This window comes from Neisseria sp. (assembly GCF_041804105.1).
In the GTDB taxonomy this organism is placed as follows: Bacteria; Pseudomonadota; Gammaproteobacteria; order Burkholderiales; family Neisseriaceae; genus Neisseria.
Genome location: NZ_JBHCJY010000128.1, coordinates 1 through 17,814 on the forward strand (window position 1 = coordinate 1; position 17,814 = coordinate 17,814).

At 54.0% G+C, this 17,814-nt stretch carries 17 protein-coding genes and 1 pseudogene; 7 read left to right on the forward strand and 11 right to left on the reverse strand.

Features of this window, described 5'->3' with window-relative positions:
- A partial coding sequence (locus ACEYDX_RS10690; protein ID WP_373742002.1) for a hypothetical protein occupies positions 1–189 on the reverse strand: 189 nt, incomplete at its 3' end.
- A gap of 46 nt (positions 190–235) precedes the next feature.
- The gene (locus tag ACEYDX_RS10695) at positions 236–487 is read right to left on the reverse strand and encodes a hypothetical protein (protein ID WP_373742003.1); all 252 of its coding nucleotides are present in this window, start codon (positions 485–487) and stop codon (positions 236–238) included.
- 169 nt (positions 488–656) lie between these two features.
- Between ACEYDX_RS10695 and ACEYDX_RS10700 the strand changes: the two genes are divergently transcribed.
- Positions 657–794 (forward strand): hypothetical protein, encoded by a 138-nt coding sequence (locus ACEYDX_RS10700; RefSeq protein ID WP_373742004.1) that lies wholly within the window; start codon positions 657–659, stop codon positions 792–794.
- 58 nt (positions 795–852) lie between these two features.
- Here ACEYDX_RS10700 and odhB read toward each other — a convergent pair whose 3' ends face one another.
- From odhB to sdhC, 8 genes are all read right to left on the reverse strand, one after another.
- On the reverse strand, positions 853–2,028 hold the full coding sequence (gene odhB, locus ACEYDX_RS10705) for a 2-oxoglutarate dehydrogenase complex dihydrolipoyllysine-residue succinyltransferase (RefSeq protein ID WP_373742005.1): 1,176 nt from the start codon (positions 2,026–2,028) through the stop codon (positions 853–855).
- Positions 2,029–2,186: 158 nt separating this feature from the next.
- Positions 2,187–5,009, reverse strand: a complete 2,823-nt coding sequence (locus ACEYDX_RS10710) for a 2-oxoglutarate dehydrogenase E1 component (protein ID WP_373742039.1) — start codon at positions 5,007–5,009, stop codon at positions 2,187–2,189.
- 259 nt (positions 5,010–5,268) lie between these two features.
- Positions 5,269–6,552 (reverse strand): citrate synthase, encoded by a 1,284-nt coding sequence (gltA, locus tag ACEYDX_RS10715; RefSeq protein ID WP_373742006.1) that lies wholly within the window; start codon positions 6,550–6,552, stop codon positions 5,269–5,271.
- A 258-nt stretch (positions 6,553–6,810) separates the two neighbouring features.
- Positions 6,811–7,056, reverse strand: coding sequence for a succinate dehydrogenase assembly factor 2 (locus tag ACEYDX_RS10720; RefSeq protein ID WP_373742007.1), 246 nt, complete (start codon positions 7,054–7,056; stop codon positions 6,811–6,813).
- On the reverse strand, positions 7,057–7,764 hold the full coding sequence (locus ACEYDX_RS10725) for a succinate dehydrogenase iron-sulfur subunit (RefSeq protein ID WP_373742008.1): 708 nt from the start codon (positions 7,762–7,764) through the stop codon (positions 7,057–7,059).
- 125 nt (positions 7,765–7,889) lie between these two features.
- Entirely contained in the window at positions 7,890–9,653 is a 1,764-nt protein-coding gene (gene sdhA / locus ACEYDX_RS10730; RefSeq protein ID WP_373742009.1) for a succinate dehydrogenase flavoprotein subunit, read from the reverse strand.
- Positions 9,650–9,997: a succinate dehydrogenase, hydrophobic membrane anchor protein gene (gene sdhD / locus ACEYDX_RS10735; protein ID WP_373742010.1), complete on the reverse strand. Its 348-nt coding sequence runs from the start codon at positions 9,995–9,997 to the stop codon at positions 9,650–9,652. Before sdhD ends, sdhA begins: the two co-directional genes overlap by 4 nt.
- Positions 9,991–10,368, reverse strand: a complete 378-nt coding sequence (sdhC, locus tag ACEYDX_RS10740; protein ID WP_373742011.1) for a succinate dehydrogenase, cytochrome b556 subunit — start codon at positions 10,366–10,368, stop codon at positions 9,991–9,993. The genes sdhD and sdhC overlap by 7 nt, the downstream gene beginning before the upstream one ends.
- Positions 10,369–10,861: 493 nt before the next feature.
- On the opposite strand from sdhC, the gene ACEYDX_RS10745 reads away from it, so the two are divergent.
- The 5 genes and pseudogenes from ACEYDX_RS10745 (at position 10,862) to ACEYDX_RS10765 (ending at position 15,672) form a co-directional block, all read left to right on the forward strand.
- Positions 10,862–11,746, forward strand: coding sequence for a DUF1853 family protein (locus tag ACEYDX_RS10745; RefSeq protein ID WP_373742012.1), 885 nt, complete (start codon positions 10,862–10,864; stop codon positions 11,744–11,746).
- Between the two features lie 123 nt (positions 11,747–11,869).
- Positions 11,870–12,487, forward strand: a pseudogene (locus ACEYDX_RS10750) (IS1595 family transposase); the annotation flags it as partial.
- A 508-nt stretch (positions 12,488–12,995) separates the two neighbouring features.
- Positions 12,996–13,895 (forward strand): recombination-associated protein RdgC, encoded by a 900-nt coding sequence (locus ACEYDX_RS10755; RefSeq protein ID WP_373742013.1) that lies wholly within the window; start codon positions 12,996–12,998, stop codon positions 13,893–13,895.
- Positions 13,896–14,052: 157 nt separating this feature from the next.
- On the forward strand, positions 14,053–14,547 hold the full coding sequence (locus ACEYDX_RS10760) for a hypothetical protein (RefSeq protein ID WP_373742014.1): 495 nt from the start codon (positions 14,053–14,055) through the stop codon (positions 14,545–14,547).
- A gap of 450 nt (positions 14,548–14,997) precedes the next feature.
- Positions 14,998–15,672: an isochorismatase family protein gene (locus tag ACEYDX_RS10765; RefSeq protein WP_373742015.1), complete on the forward strand. Its 675-nt coding sequence runs from the start codon at positions 14,998–15,000 to the stop codon at positions 15,670–15,672.
- 243 nt (positions 15,673–15,915) lie between these two features.
- Here the strand turns inward: ACEYDX_RS10765 and ACEYDX_RS10770 are convergent, their stop codons facing one another.
- Positions 15,916–16,305 (reverse strand): type IV pilin protein, encoded by a 390-nt coding sequence (locus tag ACEYDX_RS10770; RefSeq protein ID WP_373742016.1) that lies wholly within the window; start codon positions 16,303–16,305, stop codon positions 15,916–15,918.
- 314 nt (positions 16,306–16,619) lie between these two features.
- On the opposite strand from ACEYDX_RS10770, the gene ACEYDX_RS10775 reads away from it, so the two are divergent.
- Complete coding sequence (locus ACEYDX_RS10775; protein ID WP_373742017.1) at positions 16,620–17,813, forward strand: efflux RND transporter periplasmic adaptor subunit; 1,194 nt, start codon at positions 16,620–16,622, stop codon at positions 17,811–17,813.
- The last annotated feature ends 1 nt before the right edge of the window (position 17,814 follow it).

Sequence of the window (17,814 nt, forward strand, 5' to 3'; positions counted from 1 at the left end):
CTCGACGGGCTTGCCGTTTTTGTCGTAATGGTAGGTTTCTTCTTTTTTGCGGGTAATCTGTTCGAGCGCACCATTGGCGGCGGCTTCTGCTTCCTGGCCGCTGTATTGGCGTTTCGCAGGCACGGGCATGATGGTGCCGCAGGCGGCAAGCAGGGCGGTACAGGTCAGGACGGTAAGGGCTTTTTTCATAAACGGGTTCTTCATCGTTCGGAAGGTTTCAGACGGCATGGGCGGTTTAGCGGCAGCGGCGGCGGTGTTCTTTCAGCTCCGCGCCGGTAATGTTGCTGTGGACGCGGATTTGCGCGCCCGGATGCACTTTGCACAAAGCACCTGCGGCCACTCTGATGCCGGCCTGGTTGCTGTCGATTTCGACTTTCTGGTTCAACAGCCGCCCGCTGCTGTTGTAGGCGCCGACGGAATAGCTGTTGGTTGCCGCTGCGCAGGCGGCGAGCAGCAGGGCTGCGGCTGCGGATAATGCGTATTTCATGGTTGACTCCCGGGTTTTTGATGGCGGAATAAATGAGAAAATCTGCCGCACCGGCAACAGGCAGCATGCCTGCGGTTTGTTGTCCCGTATCTTTCTTATCCGGCTTCACGGCGGCTGACGGGTACGGCACGGCCGTTTTTCAGACGGCCTACGGGTCATTTTAGCGGAAATGTTTTCGCAGTCCAACGGTTGCGGCGGAGCGGCGGCTGTTACATGGCGGTTATCCGCCCGTTTTCACGATGCGGACAGGGCGGGTAAAAACCCGCCCTTTGCCGTTTGCCTGTTTTCAGACGGCCTGTCCGTTTGACAGGCTCTGCCGAGCGGTGCGTGCACCTTATCGGGTTGCAGGCCGTCTGAAAAGCCGTTTACAGATCCAGCAGCAGACGCGCGGGGTCTTCGAGCAGGTCTTTGATGGTAACCAGCGTCAGCACGGCTTCGCGACCGTCGATGATGCGGTGGTCGTAAGACAGCGCCAGATACATCATCGGACGGATAACGATTTCACCGTTTTCAACCACGGCGCGCTCTTTGGTGGCGTGCATCCCGAGAATCGCCGACTGCGGCGGGTTGATAATCGGCGTGGACATCATCGATCCGAACGTGCCGCCGTTGGTGATGGAGAAAGTGCCGCCGGTCAGGTCTTCGATGGCGATTTTGCCGTCTTTGGCTTTGGCCGCATAATCCACAATGGCTTTTTCGATATCGGCAATGCTCATCCGGTCTGCGTCGCGCAAGATGGGAACGACCAAACCGCGCGGACTGCCGATGGCGATGCCGATGTCGAAATAGCCGTGGTAAACGATGTCGCTGCCGTCCACCGACGCATTGACGACGGGGAATTTTTTCAGCGCGGCAACGGCGGCTTTGACGAAGAACGACATGAACCCGAGCTTCACGCCGTGTTCTTTTTCGAATTTTTCTTTGTACTTGTTACGCAAATCCATCACGGGCTTCATATTGACTTCGTTGAAGGTGGTGAGGATGGCGTTTTCCTGCTGCGAAGCGAGCAGGCGTTCGGCCACGCGCGCGCGCAGGCGGCTCATGGGCACGCGCTGCTCGGGGCGGCTGCCTGCGGGTACGGGCGCAGAGGCCGTCTGAACGGCGGCTTGGGGAGCCGCGGCTTTCTGAACGTCTTCTTTAAGCACGCGTCCGTCGCGGCCCGAACCTTCGACGGTGTTCACGTCCACGCCTGTCTCGGCGGCGAGTTTGGCGGCGGCAGGCATTGCGGTTTTTTCAGACGGCGTGGCTGCGGGATTGGCTTCGGCGGCAGGTGCCGCTTCGGATGCCGACGCGCCTGCAACGGCGGCGGTGTCGATGCGGGCGAGCAATTGGCCGGCGGTTACGGTGGCGCCGTCCTGTTCGATGATTTCCACCAACACGCCGGATTGCGGCGAGGGTACTTCCAGCACGACTTTGTCGGTTTCCACGTCAATCAGGATTTCGTCGCGCTTGACGGCATCGCCGACTTTTTTGTGCCAGCTCATCAATGTGCCTTCGGATACGCTTTCCGACAATACGGGTACGTTTACTTCGATAATCATATTTGGGTCTCCTTGATGCCGTCTGAAAGGATTTCAGACGGCGTGTGTTCGGTTTGTCAGGCTGCCTCGGGTCATTTTTCGGCTTTTCGGCAACCTTGTTTGCGACAGGGTACAAAACCGTTGTTGCGGGATTTTTGCTGCACCCTACCCTGCCGTTTTCAGACGGCCTTATTCAGACTCATGGCATCTTCCACCAACTGTTTCAACTGCGCAGTATGCTTGGCCATGTAGCCGACGGCGGGCGACGGGCTGGCCGGGCGGCCTGCGTAGCTGAGTTTGCGGCCGTCAAGGATTTTCTCGATGCGGTGGCGGAGCTGGTAAAACGCGCCTTGGTTTTTCGGTTCTTCCTGCGCCCACACCACTTCGGCGGCATTGGGGTATTTGGCGAGTTCGGCCTGAACTTCTTCGTAAGGGAAGGGATAGAGCTGCTCGACGCGCACGATGGCGATGTCGTTTTCCAAACCGCGCTCGGCACGGCCGGCAACCAAATCATAATACACCTGTCCGGCACAGAGAATCACACGCTTCACGCTGCCGTTGTCGGCGCGGGACACGGTGTCGCCGATAACGTTGCGGAAGGCCGAACCTTCGGTAAAGTTTTCCAGCGGACTCATGGAGTCTTTGAAACGCAGCAGGCGTTTGCTCATGAAAATGACCAACGGCTTGCGGTAGCTGCGCATGGTTTGGCGGCGCAGCACATGGAACATCTGCGAGGCCTCAGACGGCATCACGATCTGCATGTTCTGCTCGGAACACAGTTGCAGCCAGCGTTCGAGGCGGCCCGAAGAATGCTCGGGACCTTGGCCGTCGTAGCCGTGCGGCAGCAGGGTTACGAGACCGCACAACCGGCCCCATTTGGCTTCGCCCGACGAAATGAACTGGTCGATTACCACCTGCGCGCCGTTGGCGAAATCGCCGAACTGGGCTTCCCAAATGGTGAGTTTGTCGGGCGCGGAACAGGCGAAGCCGTATTCGTAGGCCATTACGGCTTCTTCGTTGAGGATGGAGTCAATCACCAGAAAACCGGCCGCACCGTCGCCCATATTGCGCAGCGGCACATACGCGCCCGCATCGGATTTTTCGCGGTTCTGGTCGTGCAGGACGGCATGGCGGTGCGAGAATGTGCCGCGTCCGGAGTCTTCGCCGGAAATGCGCACGGCGGTTCCTTGGGTCACCAAGCCGGCATAGGCCAGCGTTTCGGCCATACCCCAATCCACCGGCTGTTCGCCCGCCGCCATCGCTTTACGCGCCTCGAGCACGCGTTTGGCAGTCGGATGCAGCGCGAAACCGTCGGGCACGGCAGTGAATTTGTCGGTCAGGCGGCGGATATCGGCGGCAGGAAGCGCGGTATCGACGGCTTCGCGCCAATTGGTACCCTGATAGTTTTCCCAACCGATTTGCGTGAATGTACCAAGCGTGGTTTTTTCGACGTGTTCGCCTTTGTCGAGCGCGTCGCGGTAGGCTTGGATGTATTGGTCGGCATCGGCTTCGGTAATCACGCCTTCGCGCACGAGCTGTTCCGCATAAAGCGCACGGGTGCCGGGGTGTTTCGATACTTTTTTGTACATCATCGGCTGTGTGAGCGTGGGGTCGTCGCCTTCGTTGTGGCCGAGTTTGCGGAAGCACACCACATCCACCACCACGTCTTTTTTGAACTTGCGGCGGTAGTCGAGCGCAGCCTGAATCACGAAGCAGACGGCTTCGGGGTCGTCACCGTTGACGTGGAACACGGGGGCCTCGACCATCTTCGCCACGTCGGTGCAATATACGGTAGAGCGCACGTCGCGGGTATCGGAGGTGGTGAAGCCGATTTGGTTGTTGATGACGATGTGCACCGTGCCGCCGGTGGAATAACCGCGCGTTTTGGACAGGTTGAACGTGGCCTGGTTGACACCCAGTCCGACGAAAGCGGAGTCGCCGTGAATCAGCACGGGCAGCACTTTTTCCTGCCCGCCTTCGCCGTGCCGGCGCTGTTTGGCGCGCGCGGAACCTTCCACCACGGGGTTGACGATTTCGAGATGCGACGGGTTGAACGCAAGGGTAACGTGCATCGGGCCGTAGGGCGTGGCGATGTCGGAATTGAAGCCCATGTGGTATTTCACGTCGCCGCTGGACAGCTTGGATTCTGCGCGGCCTTCGAATTCGGCGAACAAATCGGCGGGCTTTTTGCCCAAGGTGTTGACCAACACGTTCAGACGGCCCCTGTGCGCCATGCCGATAATCACTTCTTCCACACCGTCCTTGCCTGCGTTCTGAATGAGGTAATTCAAACCCGCAATCACGCTTTCGCCGCCTTCGACGGAGAAGCGTTTCTGGCCGACGTATTTGGTGTGCAGGTAGCGTTCCAGCGTTTCGGCGGCGGTCAGCTCTTTGAGAATGCTGCGCTTTTGCTCGACGTTGAATTGCGGCGTGGACAGCACGTTTTCAAAATAACGCCCCACCCAATGGCGTTCCTCGGTGTTGGCCATATACATATATTCCACACCGATGTGGCCGCAGTAGGTCTGCTTCAGGCTGGTGAGAATGTCGGACAGCGCCATTTTGCCGCGTCCTGCAAAATCGTCTTCGCCCACACTGAACTGCACCGCCATGTCCGCATCGGTCAGGCCGTGGAATTTGGGATCGAGTGCTTCGATGTTGCGCGGCGGCATACGCTTGAGCGGATCGAGCTGCGCCGCACCCGTACCCTGTATGCGGTAGGAAGTAATCAGCCGCAATACGCCCACCTGTTTTTTCAACATGGTTTCGTCGAGCGCACCCGAAATCGCTGCGGTGGATTTCTGCTTGGCCAGATTGGCAAACGATTCGCGGATGGGACGGTGGGCGATGTCCGCCGCACCGGGCTGTTTCGCCAGTTCGCCGAAATAGGCTTTCCATTTGCCGTCGACCGAATTCGGATTTTCGAGAAACTGTTCGTAAAGTTCTTCGATATAAGGGGCATTTGAGCCGAAAAGGTAGGAAAAATTCAGTTTGTTGTCCATTTGATTCGCCATGATGGTGCTTTCTCTTCGGAAGTTTTCAGACGGCCTGACCTTGCTTCAAGGCCGTCTGAAAAACGGTTTCGGCAAACGGCACGGGCTTGGCCGTTCCGCAGATGCCTTGCTGTTTTTCGGGCGCTGCTTTCAATCCGGCCGGCCCGTTGCCGGATTTTTTACTTATCGAACCGATAAAAATAAACTAAATAAAACGGCAAATGTGAATCAGACGGCCTGTTTCCGAACAGGCCGTCTGAAAGCTGCATCAGCGTTTATCCAGCGGCACGAAATCGCGTCGCGGTGCGCCGGTGTAGAGTTGGCGCGGACGGCCGATTTTCTGGTTGGGGCTGCCGATCATTTCGTGCCAGTGCGAGATCCAGCCGACCGTACGGGCAAGCGCGAAAATCACGGTAAACATGGAAGTGGGGATGCCCAGTGCGGACAACACGATGCCCGAGTAGAAATCCACGTTCGGATACAGTTTGCGCTCGATGAAGAACGGGTCGTTCAGGGCGATTTTTTCCAATTCCATCGCCAGCTTGAATTTGGGGCTGTCTTCCAAACCCAGCTCTTTCAGCACTTCGTAGCAGGTTTCGCGCATGATGCTGGCACGCGGATCCATATTGCGGTAAACACGGTGGCCGAAACCCATCAGGCGGTATTTGCGCTGTTTCACACCTTCCATGTATTCGGGCACGCGGGAAACGTCGCCGATTTCATCGAGCATGGTCAGCACGGCTTCGTTAGCGCCGCCGTGCGCAGGCCCCCACAGGCTGGCGATGCCCGCCGCGATACAGGCAAACGGATTGGCACCCGAAGAACCGGCCAGACGGACGGTGGACGTGGAAGCGTTTTGCTCGTGGTCGGCATGCAGGATGAAGATGCGGTCAAGCGCACGCACCAGCACGGGGTTGGGCTTGTATTCCTCACACGGGGTGGCAAACATCATGTGCATGAAATTGGCCGTGTAGGAAAGGTCGTTTTTCGGATAGTTGAACGGCAGGCCGTTGGAGTAGCGGTAACACATCGCCGCAATGGTGGGGATTTTGGAAATCAGGCGGTACACGGCGATTTTGCGGTGTTCGGGATCGGCGATTTCCAAACTGTCCTGATAGAACGCGGAGAGTGCGCCCACCACACCCACCATCATCGCCATCGGATGCGCGTCGCGGCGGAAACCGCGGAAAAACCAGGTAAGCTGTTCGTGAAGCATAGTATGGCGGCTGACGGTGTGCACAAACTGCTCCTTCTGCTCGGGCGTGGGCAATTCGCCGTAAATCAGCAGGTAACACACTTCCATGTAGTCGGAATGTTCGGCAAGCTGTTCGATGGGATAACCGCGGTAATACAGCAGCCCTTTTTCACCGTCGATAAAGGTGATTTTCGATTCGCAGCTTGCGGTCGACACGAAACCCGGGTCAAACGAAAACATGCCTGTCTGTTTGTGAAGCTGGCCGATGTCGATGACATCGTTGCCGAGTACGGCTTTGCGCACGGGCAGTTCGATATTCTCTTGATTTGCGGTTTGCAGTTTGACGTTATCGGTCATTTTCTCTCTCCTTATGTATGCCTAAGATGCGGTGGGTTGGTCCGTAATAATAGATACGGATTGTTGAAATATTGTTTTCAGACGGCCTTAACTGCTCCGGCAAAGCCGTGAATCTTAAATGGTACAGGAACCGCTGTGTGCTGTTTTCAGACGGCATCTGCATTACCGACGCATAAAACACACGGCCACCTCCCCGAATTTCCTTAACGAAAGACCAAAGGAAAACCAAACGGTCGGTTTCAGACGGCCTGCCCTGTTTCAGGAACGGCGGATTTTTTCCAGCAGCGCGTCCAACTCCCGATCGCCGGTACTTCTGCTGCCGTTGATTTCAGCCAGCAGGTCGTGATCCTGCCCTTCGAGAAATCCGGCAAACGCCGCCAGTTCTTCATCGCTCAGGCGGTCGAATTCCTTGTCCATAAACCGCCCGAGCACGATGTCGAGTTCGAGCAGGCCGCGGCGGGTTTGGAAGCGGATTTTCCGTTTGGCCGTATCGTCGAAAACCATTTATACCGCCCGTTTCAGCATGATTTCTTTAATCTTACCGATGGCACGGGTCGGATTCAAGTGTTTGGGGCATACGTCGACGCAGTTCATAATCGTATGGCAACGGAACAGGCGGTAGGGGTCGTTCAGGTTGTCCAAACGCTCGTTGGTAATGGTGTCGCGGCTGTCGGCGATGAAGCGGTAGGCGTTGAGCAGGCCGGAAGGGCCGACGAATTTGTCGGGATTCCACCAGAACGACGGGCAGGCAGTCGAGCAGCAGGCACACAGGATGCACTCGTAAAGGCCGTCGAGTTCTTTTCTGTCTTCTTGGGATTGCAGCCGCTCTTTGTCGCTGTCGACGGGCGTATCGTTGACAACGTAGGGCTTGATGGAATGGTATTGTTTGAAAAACTGGGTCATGTCCACAATCAGGTCGCGGATGACCGGCAGGCCGGGCAGCGGACGGATTTTGACGGGCTGCTTCAGGCTGCGGATGTCGGTTAGGCAGGCCAAGCCATTTTTACCGTTGATGTTCATACCGTCGGAACCGCAGATGCCTTCGCGGCAGGAACGGCGGAAAGCAAGGCTGTCGTCCTGTGCTTTGAGTTTCACCAGCGCATCGAGCAGTTTGACATCGGTGGGTTCGATTTCGATTTCATAGTCCTGCATATAAGGCTTGGCATCGGTATCGGGATTGTAGCGGTAGATTTGGAAACGGATTTTTTCCATGATGTGTTCCTTGCTTTTTTCTTTTACCGGTTTGTTTTTTCAGACGGCCTTTGTTTGAAATGCGGATACCGTCGGGACTGCACGGCGCAATATGCCGTCTGAAAACCGTAACGGCCTGCACGCAATCAATATACGCGCTTGGCAGGCGGAATATAGTCCACGGTCAGCGGCTTGGTGTGTACGGGTTTGTAGCTCAGGCTGTTGTCCGCCGAATAAAAGAGCGTGTGCTTCATCCAGTTTTCGTCGTCGCGCTCGGGGTGGTCGTCGGTAGCATGTGCGCCGCGCGATTCTTTGCGGGCCTCCGCCGACACCAGCGTGGCCTTGGCAACTTCAATCAGGTTGTCCAGTTCCAATGCTTCGATGCGCGCGGTGTTCCAAACTTTGCTCTTGTCTTTGATTTCGGTACGTTTCACGCGTTCGGCAATGGCCAATACCTTGTTTACGCCTTCTTTCAGAATCGCATCGGTACGGAACACGCCGGCATGGAGCTGTACCGTGCGTTGCAGCTCGCGGCGCAGGTCGTCCACATTTTCGCCGCCGGTTTGGGTTTCCAGACGGTTCAGACGGCCTTCGGTAAACGCGCCTGCATTTTCGGGCAGCGGTTTCCAGCCGTTTTGCGCGTTGACGTAGGCAATCATGCTGTCGCCCGCCGCTTTGCCGAACACCACCAAATCGAGCAGCGAATTCGTACCCAAACGGTTGGCTCCGTGAACCGATGCGCAGGCGCATTCGCCCGCGGCATACAGGCCGCCGACCACGGCTTCGGGATTTCCGTCTTTGGGAACGACCACTTCGCCGCGGTAATTCGTGGGGATACCGCCCATCATGTAGTGGGTGGTCGGCACCACGGGAATCGGGTCTTTAATCGGATCGATACCGGCGAACTGGATGGAAATTTCGCGGATGCCCGGCAGTTTTTCGATGATTTTTTCGGCACCAATGTGGTCGATTTTCAGCAGCACATGGTCTTTGTTTTTACCGCAGCCGCGGCCTTCGTAGATTTCCATCGCCATCGCGCGGGAAACCACGTCGCGCGAGGCCAAATCCTTCACGGTGGGCGCATAGCGTTCCATAAAGCGTTCGCCGTCGGCATTCAGCAGGATGCCGCCTTCGCCGCGCACGCCTTCGGTAATCAAAACGCCCGCTCCGGCCACACCGGTGGGATGGAACTGCCAGAATTCCATGTCTTCCAGCGGAATGCCCGCGCGAGCGCAAATACCCAAGCCGTCGCCGGTATTCATGAAAGCGTTAGTGGAAGAGGCATAAATGCGCCCTGCTCCGCCGGTAGCGAACAATACGGCTTTCGCATGGAAGATATAAACATCGCCGCTTTCCATTTCCATCGCGGTAACGCCGACGACATCGCCGTCTGAATCGCGAATCAGGTCGAGCGCGGTCCATTCCACGAAAAACTGCGTATTGGCGCGCACGTTTTGCTGGTAAAGCGTGTGCAGCATGGCATGGCCGGTACGGTCGGCCACCGCACAGGCGCGCTCCACGGCACGTTTGCCGTGTTCGGCCGTATGGCCGCCGAACGGACGCTGGTAGATTTTGCCGCTTTCCACACGGTCGAACGGCATGCCCATGTGTTCCAGTTCGATAACGGCTTCGGGGGCGGCACGGCACATGAATTCAATCGCATCCTGATCGCCCAGCCAGTCGGAACCTTTGACCGTATCGTACATATGCCAGTCCCAACGGTCTTCCTGCACATTGCCCAAAGAAGCGGAAATACCGCCCTGCGCGGCAACGGTGTGCGAACGGGTGGGGAATACTTTGGACAAAACAGCCACGCTCAAACCGGCCTTGGAAGCCTGCAAAGCGGCACGCAGCCCCGCACCGCCCGCACCGACAATCACGGCGTCAAATTTACGAACCGGATAACTCATACAATCCCCCAAATCACTTTAACCGAATAAACCATACAGGCAACCAGCCATACAATCGTAGCCGTCTGAAGAAACAGGCGCAGGCCGAAAGGCTTGATGTAGTCCATCCACAAATCACGGATGCCCACCCAAGCATGCAGCAGCAGGGCGACAAACGTTACCTGCGTCAAAACCTTCACCCAAACCTGCGAGAAAAACGCCTGCCATTCGGCGTAACCGCTGGGGATGGCAAACAGGAAAACAATCAATGCAACCGTATAAACCAGCATAATCACGGCCGTTACACGCTGCATCGCCCAATCGCGCAAACCGTAGTGTGCGCCTGCCAGTTTGCGGTCTACCATAATAAAACTCCCAATACGGCGGTTAACACCAAAGCCGACACAAACACACCCTTGGCAGTATTGCGGGCGGTGTGCAGCTCCAATCCTTTGTGCGCGTCCAGCAGCAGAAAGCGGATACCTGCGATGGCGTGGTGCAGAAACGCCCACAGCAGAACAATCAAACCCAGTTTGACAAGGGGATGGGAAACAAAGGCGTAATAAGCGTCGAAAGCGGCCTCGCTGCTCAGCGTGCCCGACAGCAGATAAAGCAGCACCGGCAGCGCCGCAAACAAAATCACGCCGCTGATGCGGTGCAGGATAGAGACGATTCCGGGAATCGGAAGCCTGATATTGGGAAGCTCCAGAAAGACAGGACGCGGTTTGGGCTGCATATCTGTTCCTCATTGATGAATATATTTTCGCCGTACGGGCTTTCTCAAAACCAAACGGACGGCTTTTGACCATCCGCCGCTCCATGTACCGAATTACATGAAACTACAGGACGTAATTTACATTGTTTGCTTTCGTTTGAACAGCCCTTTTTTCCCGCTTTTTACCGCCATTCCACATAACTCTTGAAAAACAGTCAATTACAATTCAAAACCCACCCGCAGAGACTCTCTGCCAGGCCCGAAATCCCGCTTTTCCACAGGAAAAACCATGTAAAATTGTCAACATTTAATCCCGTCCGGCATACCGTTTTCAGAAATCTTTCAGGCAATTTTCGGACAACGGCAAAACCAGAAACGACAAGCCGTTCCGACAAACTTTTCAGACGGTTCTGTCCGTCCCCCGCTTCAGGCCGTCTGAAAAACCGTTTTCCCGTTTGCAATCCCTGCCGCCATCCCGCAAAATCCCATCCGTCGCCCTTTTTATGTCCCAACCATGAACTACGCCCTAGACGCCCTTTGGTGGAAACTCACCCACCCCGACATACGCGCCCTTGCTTCCATCCTGACCGCCCCGCCGCTCTGGCACACCGACGCCGAACTGCCCGTGCGCACGCTGTTGGGCGAAACCGGCTTCCGCCACCTGCTGACGCTCGACCGCAACCCCGTTCCGCTTGAAACCCACCTTGCCGCAGAAGCCCCTTTCGGCCACCGCCTGGGGCTGTACGCCGAATCACTGCTCGCCTTCTGGTTTGCCCATGCCCCGCACAGCCGTCTCCACGCCCGCAACCTTGCCGTGTACGACGCGCAACACCAAACGCTCGGCGCGGCAGACTTCATCGTTTCCTTAAACAACATCCCCTACCATATCGAACTGACCTGCAAATACTACGGCAGCACCACCGGCACACCCGACACCTTGCGCGGCAGCAATCCCGCCGACACACTCGCCGCCAAAGCCGCCAAACTGCAAAACCAAATCGCGCTGCTGAACACTTCAGACGGCCTTCGCGCCCTGCAACCGCTCAACCTGCCCCGTCCGCCGCAACCCGCAACCATCGTGCGCGGCACCGCCTTTTTTTCAGACGGCCACCCTCTCCCCGCTGCCCCGCTCAACCCCTACGGCTGGCACGGCCTTTACCTGCAAAACTGGACGGACTACACCCCGCCCGCCCCCGCCGTACGGTTCTACACATTACCGCGCACCGCCTATCTCGCCCCCGCCCGCATCCAAGCAGCCGACACCCTGCCGCCCGAAGCCCTACACGATATTTCAGACGGCCTGACCGCCGTGCTCGAACTCCGCCCCGACGGTTTTTGGCACGAAATACAAAGGATTATGAAGGCCACCCAAAATACCCACAACATTTTTTATATTTAAATATTATAACCACATCCAATACCATCAAAATATATTTATTCTAGGAGCTTCAGTAAATTAACAGTTACGGCAGGCTGCAAAAATAAATATAAATCACTGAAAATTAAATAAAAAATGTAGAATAGACTCCTTGAATATTTCGTACTTGAAGTCACTGCCCGTTCAGCTACTAATGTACTGGGCATTCAAGCTAATACCACCATATTGTTCTACCGTAAAATCCTTCTGGTGATCGCCCATTATTTAGCCTTACCAACCGATGCGCTTTTTGATGGTTCCCCTAGAGCCGGATAAAAGCTATTGTCGGTAGCAAACGCAAGAGAAAACGCGGTAGAGGGCAGCAGAAAAGTTGTGGTTTTTAGCATTCTCAAACGCAGCGGCAAAGTCTATACCGTCGTTGTGGACAATGCCCAAAAAGAGAGCTTATTGCCTGTTACCTGTTTTTGAGAAGAAAACCATGCCAGATAGTATCGTCTATACTGATAGCTTGAGCAGATATGACGTGCCAGATGTGGGCGGTTTCCGCCATCTGTGCATAACCACAGCAAACACTTTGCAGATGGTCGCGGCCACATCAACGACATTGAGAATTTTTGGAATCAGGCAAAGCGGACTTTACGCAAATACAATGGGATTAATCTAAAATCTTTCCCGCTGTTCTTGAAAGAATGCGAGTTCAGGTTTAACTATGTAACATCAAGTCAGCAGCTGAAAATCCTGCAGACTGGGTGTGGTGTTTAAGGCTAATCAGCCCCTAAATTAAAAGAGAGAATCCAAAGTAAACTGCTTAATATTTGGTACTGGAAGCAACTAGACACTCAACTGATAGTATCTTTAACCTGCTTTTTGAATTTTTCCTCAATGGCCATTCTACTTTTGGCCAAATATTTCGTTCCTGATTTGACTTGTTTAAAACAGTTATTGATGTTGTTCTTCAGTGCAAGAATTGTAGCTATATCCCTTTGAGGATGCGGTAAATGGTTACTAGTATTGCGGAGCTAGGTAAAGGTGGTTTTATTCTGAGTAATATAAGCACACCAAGAACAGCTTGGTGTTAATGCAGGCTAAAGCAATATTGCTGTGATGTTCACTACAATAGTAATGTCTTTCAAATACTGTAAGCAACACTAGCTTTTCTTACAATTAAGGCCGTCTGAAAAAACGCTTCCCGTCCGGTGGGGCGGCATTTTCATGCAACGTTCTGCCCGTACTGTATAATACCGCCCTTTGCCGAACAGGAAGACACGACATGTGGTTCAAACAAATCAGCTTTTATCCTTTGAAAAACAAAAACGGCCTGCCCGATGCGGAAACGCTGGCGGCAAAACTGGCCGAAGCGGAATTTGCCCCCGTTCAGGGTTTGGACTGGTTCAGCGAAGGTTTTGCCGCGCCCGTGCCGTTTTCTCCCGAACTGGTATTCCCCGCCGATTTCACGCTGGGCGTGGCTTTGAAAAAAGAAGAAAAAGTGCTGCCTGCCGGTGTGATTCGCGACATTTTGGAAGACAAAGTGCTCGAAATCCAAAACGCCGAAGCGCGCAATGTCGGCCGCAAGGAAAAACAGGAATTAAAAGAACAGATTACCGATGACCTGCTGCCCCGCGCCTTCACCCGCAGCAGCCGCGTGCAGGCCGTTTTCGATACCAAACACGGCTACCTGCTCATCAATAATGCTTCTTCGGCCAAAGCCGAAGCCATGCTGACCAAGCTGCGCGAAGCACTCGGCGGTTTGGAAGCAGCCCTGCCGAACACCAAGCAAAACCCGTCTTCGCTGATGACCGACTGGCTGTTGAAAGGCGCTTGCGACGGCGGTTTCGAGCTGGACGATATGTGCGAACTCAAAGGTACGGGCGACGTGGTGCCGACCGTCAAAGTGTCGAAACAGGATTTGACCGCCGACGAAGTGGTGCAGCATGTGAAAAACGGTAAAACCGTTACCCAGCTCGGTTTGGTATGGCGCGAACAGATTGCGTTCGTACTCACGCAGGAGTTCACGCTCAAGCGTATCCAGTATCTCGACGTATTGCAGGAAGAGGCCGAAAGCCACGGCGATGATGCTGCTTTGGCTTTTGCATCTCAGGTTTTGTCGGCAGAGTCGCTGAGTACCATGATTGAAGAGTTGGTATCCTATCTGGGCGGCTGGCAGGAATAAAGCAAACAGGCCGTCTGAAAACTTTCAGACGGCATCTGCCAACCCTACGCCAAAGACAATCTATCAAACGGCAGATTCGGCATTCCATCCGCAAACGGTCATGGCATATAATAGACACTGATAAAACACCCGATACGAACAATTACGAAAGTGCATCATGACAGCCAAAACCACCGTGCCCGCTGCTCCGCTGCCCGTATCCAAAAACGAACGGCTCGCGGCGGCCTGTTGCTGTCTGTTTGTCTTCCTTCTGCCCATACCGCTGATGTTCCGCCACATCCTTTCGGAAGGCTTTGTCTGGCAGGACGCGCTGATTGCCCTTTCCGTTTTCGTTGTACCGCATATTGCCGCCGTCGTCTGGTTTTCCAAAACACGGCCCGCCGCAGTAGCCGGAGCAGCCGCCGCTTCGCTCTCTATCTTTCTGATGTATCTGCTCTACATTATCAGGCCGTCTGAAAGCAATAACGCCAGCTTTGAAGGGCTGATGATGTTCTTCTTCGGCTTCGGCGGGCTGGCGGCATTCTTCATTTCCTTTGTTGCCGTATTCGCTTTTCCGAAAATCTACCGTCGCCGTCCCGTTGCCGCCGCCGCAACAGCCGCCGCAACGGTTGCCTTGGCACACACCCTGCCCTATCTTTTCTTTATGGTCTGACAGGCCGTCTGAAACCTGCCTACACGCCGTCTCTTCTCACTCAAAAATTAACCGCTTGTCTAAAAATATTACCGATTATTTTCAATTCTGCATCTGAAAAACCACACACGCCGCCCGAAAAACCGCGATTTCCTTCAGCTGATTACATGCACACCAAGCTCGATCCGCCCAAACAAACCTATCATAAAATTATTTTATTTCAATAATTTATAAAAAACTCTACTGCCCTCCCCATTCCCATTTCCCGCACATTTCCAGAATTATCCGCCGCAAAATAATTTTCCCTGCAAAAAACAGTTGCTTTAATACCGTTTGTTTTGATAATATGCCGATTATCGGACTTGACACCGATTATCCAAAATAAAAACCTTTCATCAAACAAGTTGGCTGCACAAAGCAACTTGATACATTACCGACTAAATTCCTGTTTAACGACCAAGGGGAGTGGCCATGGCCATCGTTGCAATCGACATCCAACCGCAATACCGTTTTTCCTGCATGGCTGCCAATGAAAAGCGTTTTTTAATCCGCCCCGAAAGCATCGTCGGCGAATTAAACCGTCAGGCGCAGTTTGCCGACAAACGCCTGCTGGTCGAAAACACTACCATACACAACGAAGCGCTGTGCCACATCCGCATCCATAAAGAAAACGAGCTGCCGACAGATCGCGCCAGCTTCATTTTCAACCGCAACCGCTATTTTTCCGACTGCAACTCAGGCTGCCGCGCCAGAGAATTGTTGAACGGCCTGCCCTTTCAAGCAGACTACGACCATTCAGTCGAAGTAGCCGGTTCGCACAATTTCGGTGCCTGTTTCCACGATGCCGAAGAAAAACGCAGCACCGGCCTGATTGAGTGGCTGTACGCGCAAAATGCCGACACCGTCATCATCGGCGGCCTTGCCACCGAAGAAGCCGTTGCCGATACCGCCAAACAACTGAGCTGGTACAACAACGATTTGCACATCATCGTAAATTTAGCCGCCTGCTGCGGTTATACGCCCGAAACCACCATCGAAACCGTTTACAAAATGCGCGAAGCAGGTATTACCGTGGTAACGGAAACGGCGCAGCTTACAGAAGCAGTACAACGCATTCCTTCGAAACTTTTGTCAAAAGTGTCGTAATCTCTTGCTAATCACTCCCAGCAGCAAGAGTTTCTTTCAGGCCGTCCTAAAGGACGGTCTTTTTTTATCGGTCGCTTTCATGCTTTGGCAATGGCAATCCATAACGCATCCAATTATTTCAGCCATACAGACAAATAGTACAAGTCTGAATCAGGCGCAACAGACCACCTTGCCGGTATCATGCCGTCTGAAAAACGCCCCTGCTCCAAATCGGGAACAGGGGCGGATGGGATGGGGACGGATTTAGAAACCTGGGCAGTCGGACGTTTCGGCAGTTTTGCCCGTTTCTACGGCATAAAACAAGCCGTTGCTATTGAGAAAAGCAGAACAAGTTTCGCTGCTGTCTTTCGGTACGGCTTTCAGCAGATAACCGACTTCGTCGGCACTTTCAACCGAAACCGTAAAATAATCGTTGTCGTTAACTGTTGCGGAAAAACCTGTAAATTTATGATGTTGCGCGTAATAACGTTCCATATCCTGAGAATTCTGTAATAAAGTGGCGCGTACATTCTGCAAACGGGCTTTGCGGATGTAGGAAGTGTAAACGGGATAGGCGATGGCGGCCAAAAGCGCGAGTATGGTAATGGCAATCAGCATGTCGATAAGCGTTATGCCATGTTGTGTTTTTTTCATAATGTGCAATATTCGGTGTTGTTATTCGGTATGGTGCAACCGTCGGAACGGCGGCGGTTTTCAGACGGCATTATTATAAATTCTTTTGGGATGTTTCATGTATAAAACCACATGAAATTCGGGAAATTGTGTAAATGGCTTGCAATTTTTCATCAGTCAAAATAGATATGTTTATTAAAATTCAAAAAGTTATATCGATTATGTTGTAATACCACACTTGGCTTGGCGCGTGTATTTACAGTACACTTTCTTCCGTTTCCGAAGTGTGCCGCAATGTATTTCGGCGCGCTTGTTTTTATTTTCAGGTAAGAATCATGGCAAAAAAGATAATTAAATGGGTGATCATTGTTGCATTGCTGGCTGCGGCCAGCACCGCGGCTTGGATGTATTTCAAACCCAAAGAAGAGATGAACTACATTACCGAAAACGTCCGCCGCAGCAATATCCGCCAAACCGTTACCGCAACGGGAGAAATTTCGGCAGCTCAGCTTGTGGACGTCGGTTCGCAGGCTTCGGGGCAGATTAAAAAACTTCACGTCAAACTCGGCCAACAGGTCAGCAAAGGCGATCTGATTGCCGAAATCGATTCGACCACGCAGATGAACACGCTCAACACCGAAAAGGCCAAACTCGACACGTTCCAAGCGCAACTGGCTTCTGCGGAAATCAAGCTGAAGTCGATGGATAAAAAGCTCAAACGCGAACAGGCTTTGTGGAAAGAAGATGCGACATCGAAAGCCGAGCTGGAAGACGCTCAGGACAACTATGCTGCGGCCAAAGCATCGGTGGCCGAATTGAAATCGCAAATCCGCCAGTCGCAGATTGCCATCAACACATTCGAAGCGGATTTGGGCTACACCCGCATCACCGCGCCCATCAGCGGCACCGTAGTGGCGGTGATGGTGGAAGAAGGCCAAACCGTGAACGCCAACCAAACCACGCCCAACATCGCCCAGATTGCCGATTTGGGCAAGATGCTCAACAAAATGCAGATTGCCGAAGGCGATGCCAACAAGGTGAAAGCCGGTTTGAAGCTGACTTTTACCACGCTCTCGCAGCCCGACAACATACGCGAGGCCGTGCTGGATGTGGTTGACCCCGGCCTGACCACAATGTCGAAAGGTTCCTACACCACCAGCACCGATACCAGTGAAAACGCGGTGTACTACTACGCCCGTTCCATCGTGCCGAACGCGGACGGTTCGCTGCACATCGGCATGACCACGGAAAACACGATCATCATCAACGATGCCGCAAACGTGCTGACCGTACCCAATCTTTCCATCCAATCCCGAAACGGTAAGAAATTCGTGCGTCTGATGCCGTCTGAAAAAGACAAAAACGGCCAACCTCAGGAACGCGAAGTGCAAACCGGCCTGACCGACGGCACGAATACCGAAATCAAATCCGGCGTAAAAGAAGGCGACAAAGTCATCGTGTCCGAATCCAACGGTTCCGACACCAAGAGCAGCAACCGTCACCGCCCGGGCGGTCCCGGTCGGATGTAGC

What these genes read in the sequence shown, in the direction of transcription:
- ACEYDX_RS10695 (WP_373742003.1), bottom strand. Translation starts at nt 487, where the DNA reads ATGAAATACGCATTATCCGCAGCCGCAGCCCTGCTGCTCGCCGCCTGC.
- ACEYDX_RS10700 (WP_373742004.1), top strand. Translation starts at nt 657, where the DNA reads ATGTTTTCGCAGTCCAACGGTTGCGGCGGAGCGGCGGCTGTTACATGG.
- odhB (WP_373742005.1), bottom strand. Translation starts at nt 2,028, where the DNA reads ATGATTATCGAAGTAAACGTACCCGTATTGTCGGAAAGCGTATCCGAA.
- ACEYDX_RS10710 (WP_373742039.1), bottom strand. Translation starts at nt 5,009, where the DNA reads ATGGACAACAAACTGAATTTTTCCTACCTTTTCGGCTCAAATGCCCCT.
- gltA (WP_373742006.1), bottom strand. Translation starts at nt 6,552, where the DNA reads ATGACCGATAACGTCAAACTGCAAACCGCAAATCAAGAGAATATCGAA.
- ACEYDX_RS10720 (WP_373742007.1), bottom strand. Translation starts at nt 7,056, where the DNA reads ATGGTTTTCGACGATACGGCCAAACGGAAAATCCGCTTCCAAACCCGC.
- ACEYDX_RS10725 (WP_373742008.1), bottom strand. Translation starts at nt 7,764, where the DNA reads ATGGAAAAAATCCGTTTCCAAATCTACCGCTACAATCCCGATACCGAT.
- sdhA (WP_373742009.1), bottom strand. Translation starts at nt 9,653, where the DNA reads ATGAGTTATCCGGTTCGTAAATTTGACGCCGTGATTGTCGGTGCGGGC.
- sdhD (WP_373742010.1), bottom strand. Translation starts at nt 9,997, where the DNA reads ATGGTAGACCGCAAACTGGCAGGCGCACACTACGGTTTGCGCGATTGG.
- sdhC (WP_373742011.1), bottom strand. Translation starts at nt 10,368, where the DNA reads ATGCAGCCCAAACCGCGTCCTGTCTTTCTGGAGCTTCCCAATATCAGG.
- ACEYDX_RS10745 (WP_373742012.1), top strand. Translation starts at nt 10,862, where the DNA reads ATGAACTACGCCCTAGACGCCCTTTGGTGGAAACTCACCCACCCCGAC.
- ACEYDX_RS10755 (WP_373742013.1), top strand. Translation starts at nt 12,996, where the DNA reads ATGTGGTTCAAACAAATCAGCTTTTATCCTTTGAAAAACAAAAACGGC.
- ACEYDX_RS10760 (WP_373742014.1), top strand. Translation starts at nt 14,053, where the DNA reads ATGACAGCCAAAACCACCGTGCCCGCTGCTCCGCTGCCCGTATCCAAA.
- ACEYDX_RS10765 (WP_373742015.1), top strand. Translation starts at nt 14,998, where the DNA reads ATGGCCATCGTTGCAATCGACATCCAACCGCAATACCGTTTTTCCTGC.
- ACEYDX_RS10770 (WP_373742016.1), bottom strand. Translation starts at nt 16,305, where the DNA reads ATGAAAAAAACACAACATGGCATAACGCTTATCGACATGCTGATTGCC.
- ACEYDX_RS10775 (WP_373742017.1), top strand. Translation starts at nt 16,620, where the DNA reads ATGGCAAAAAAGATAATTAAATGGGTGATCATTGTTGCATTGCTGGCT.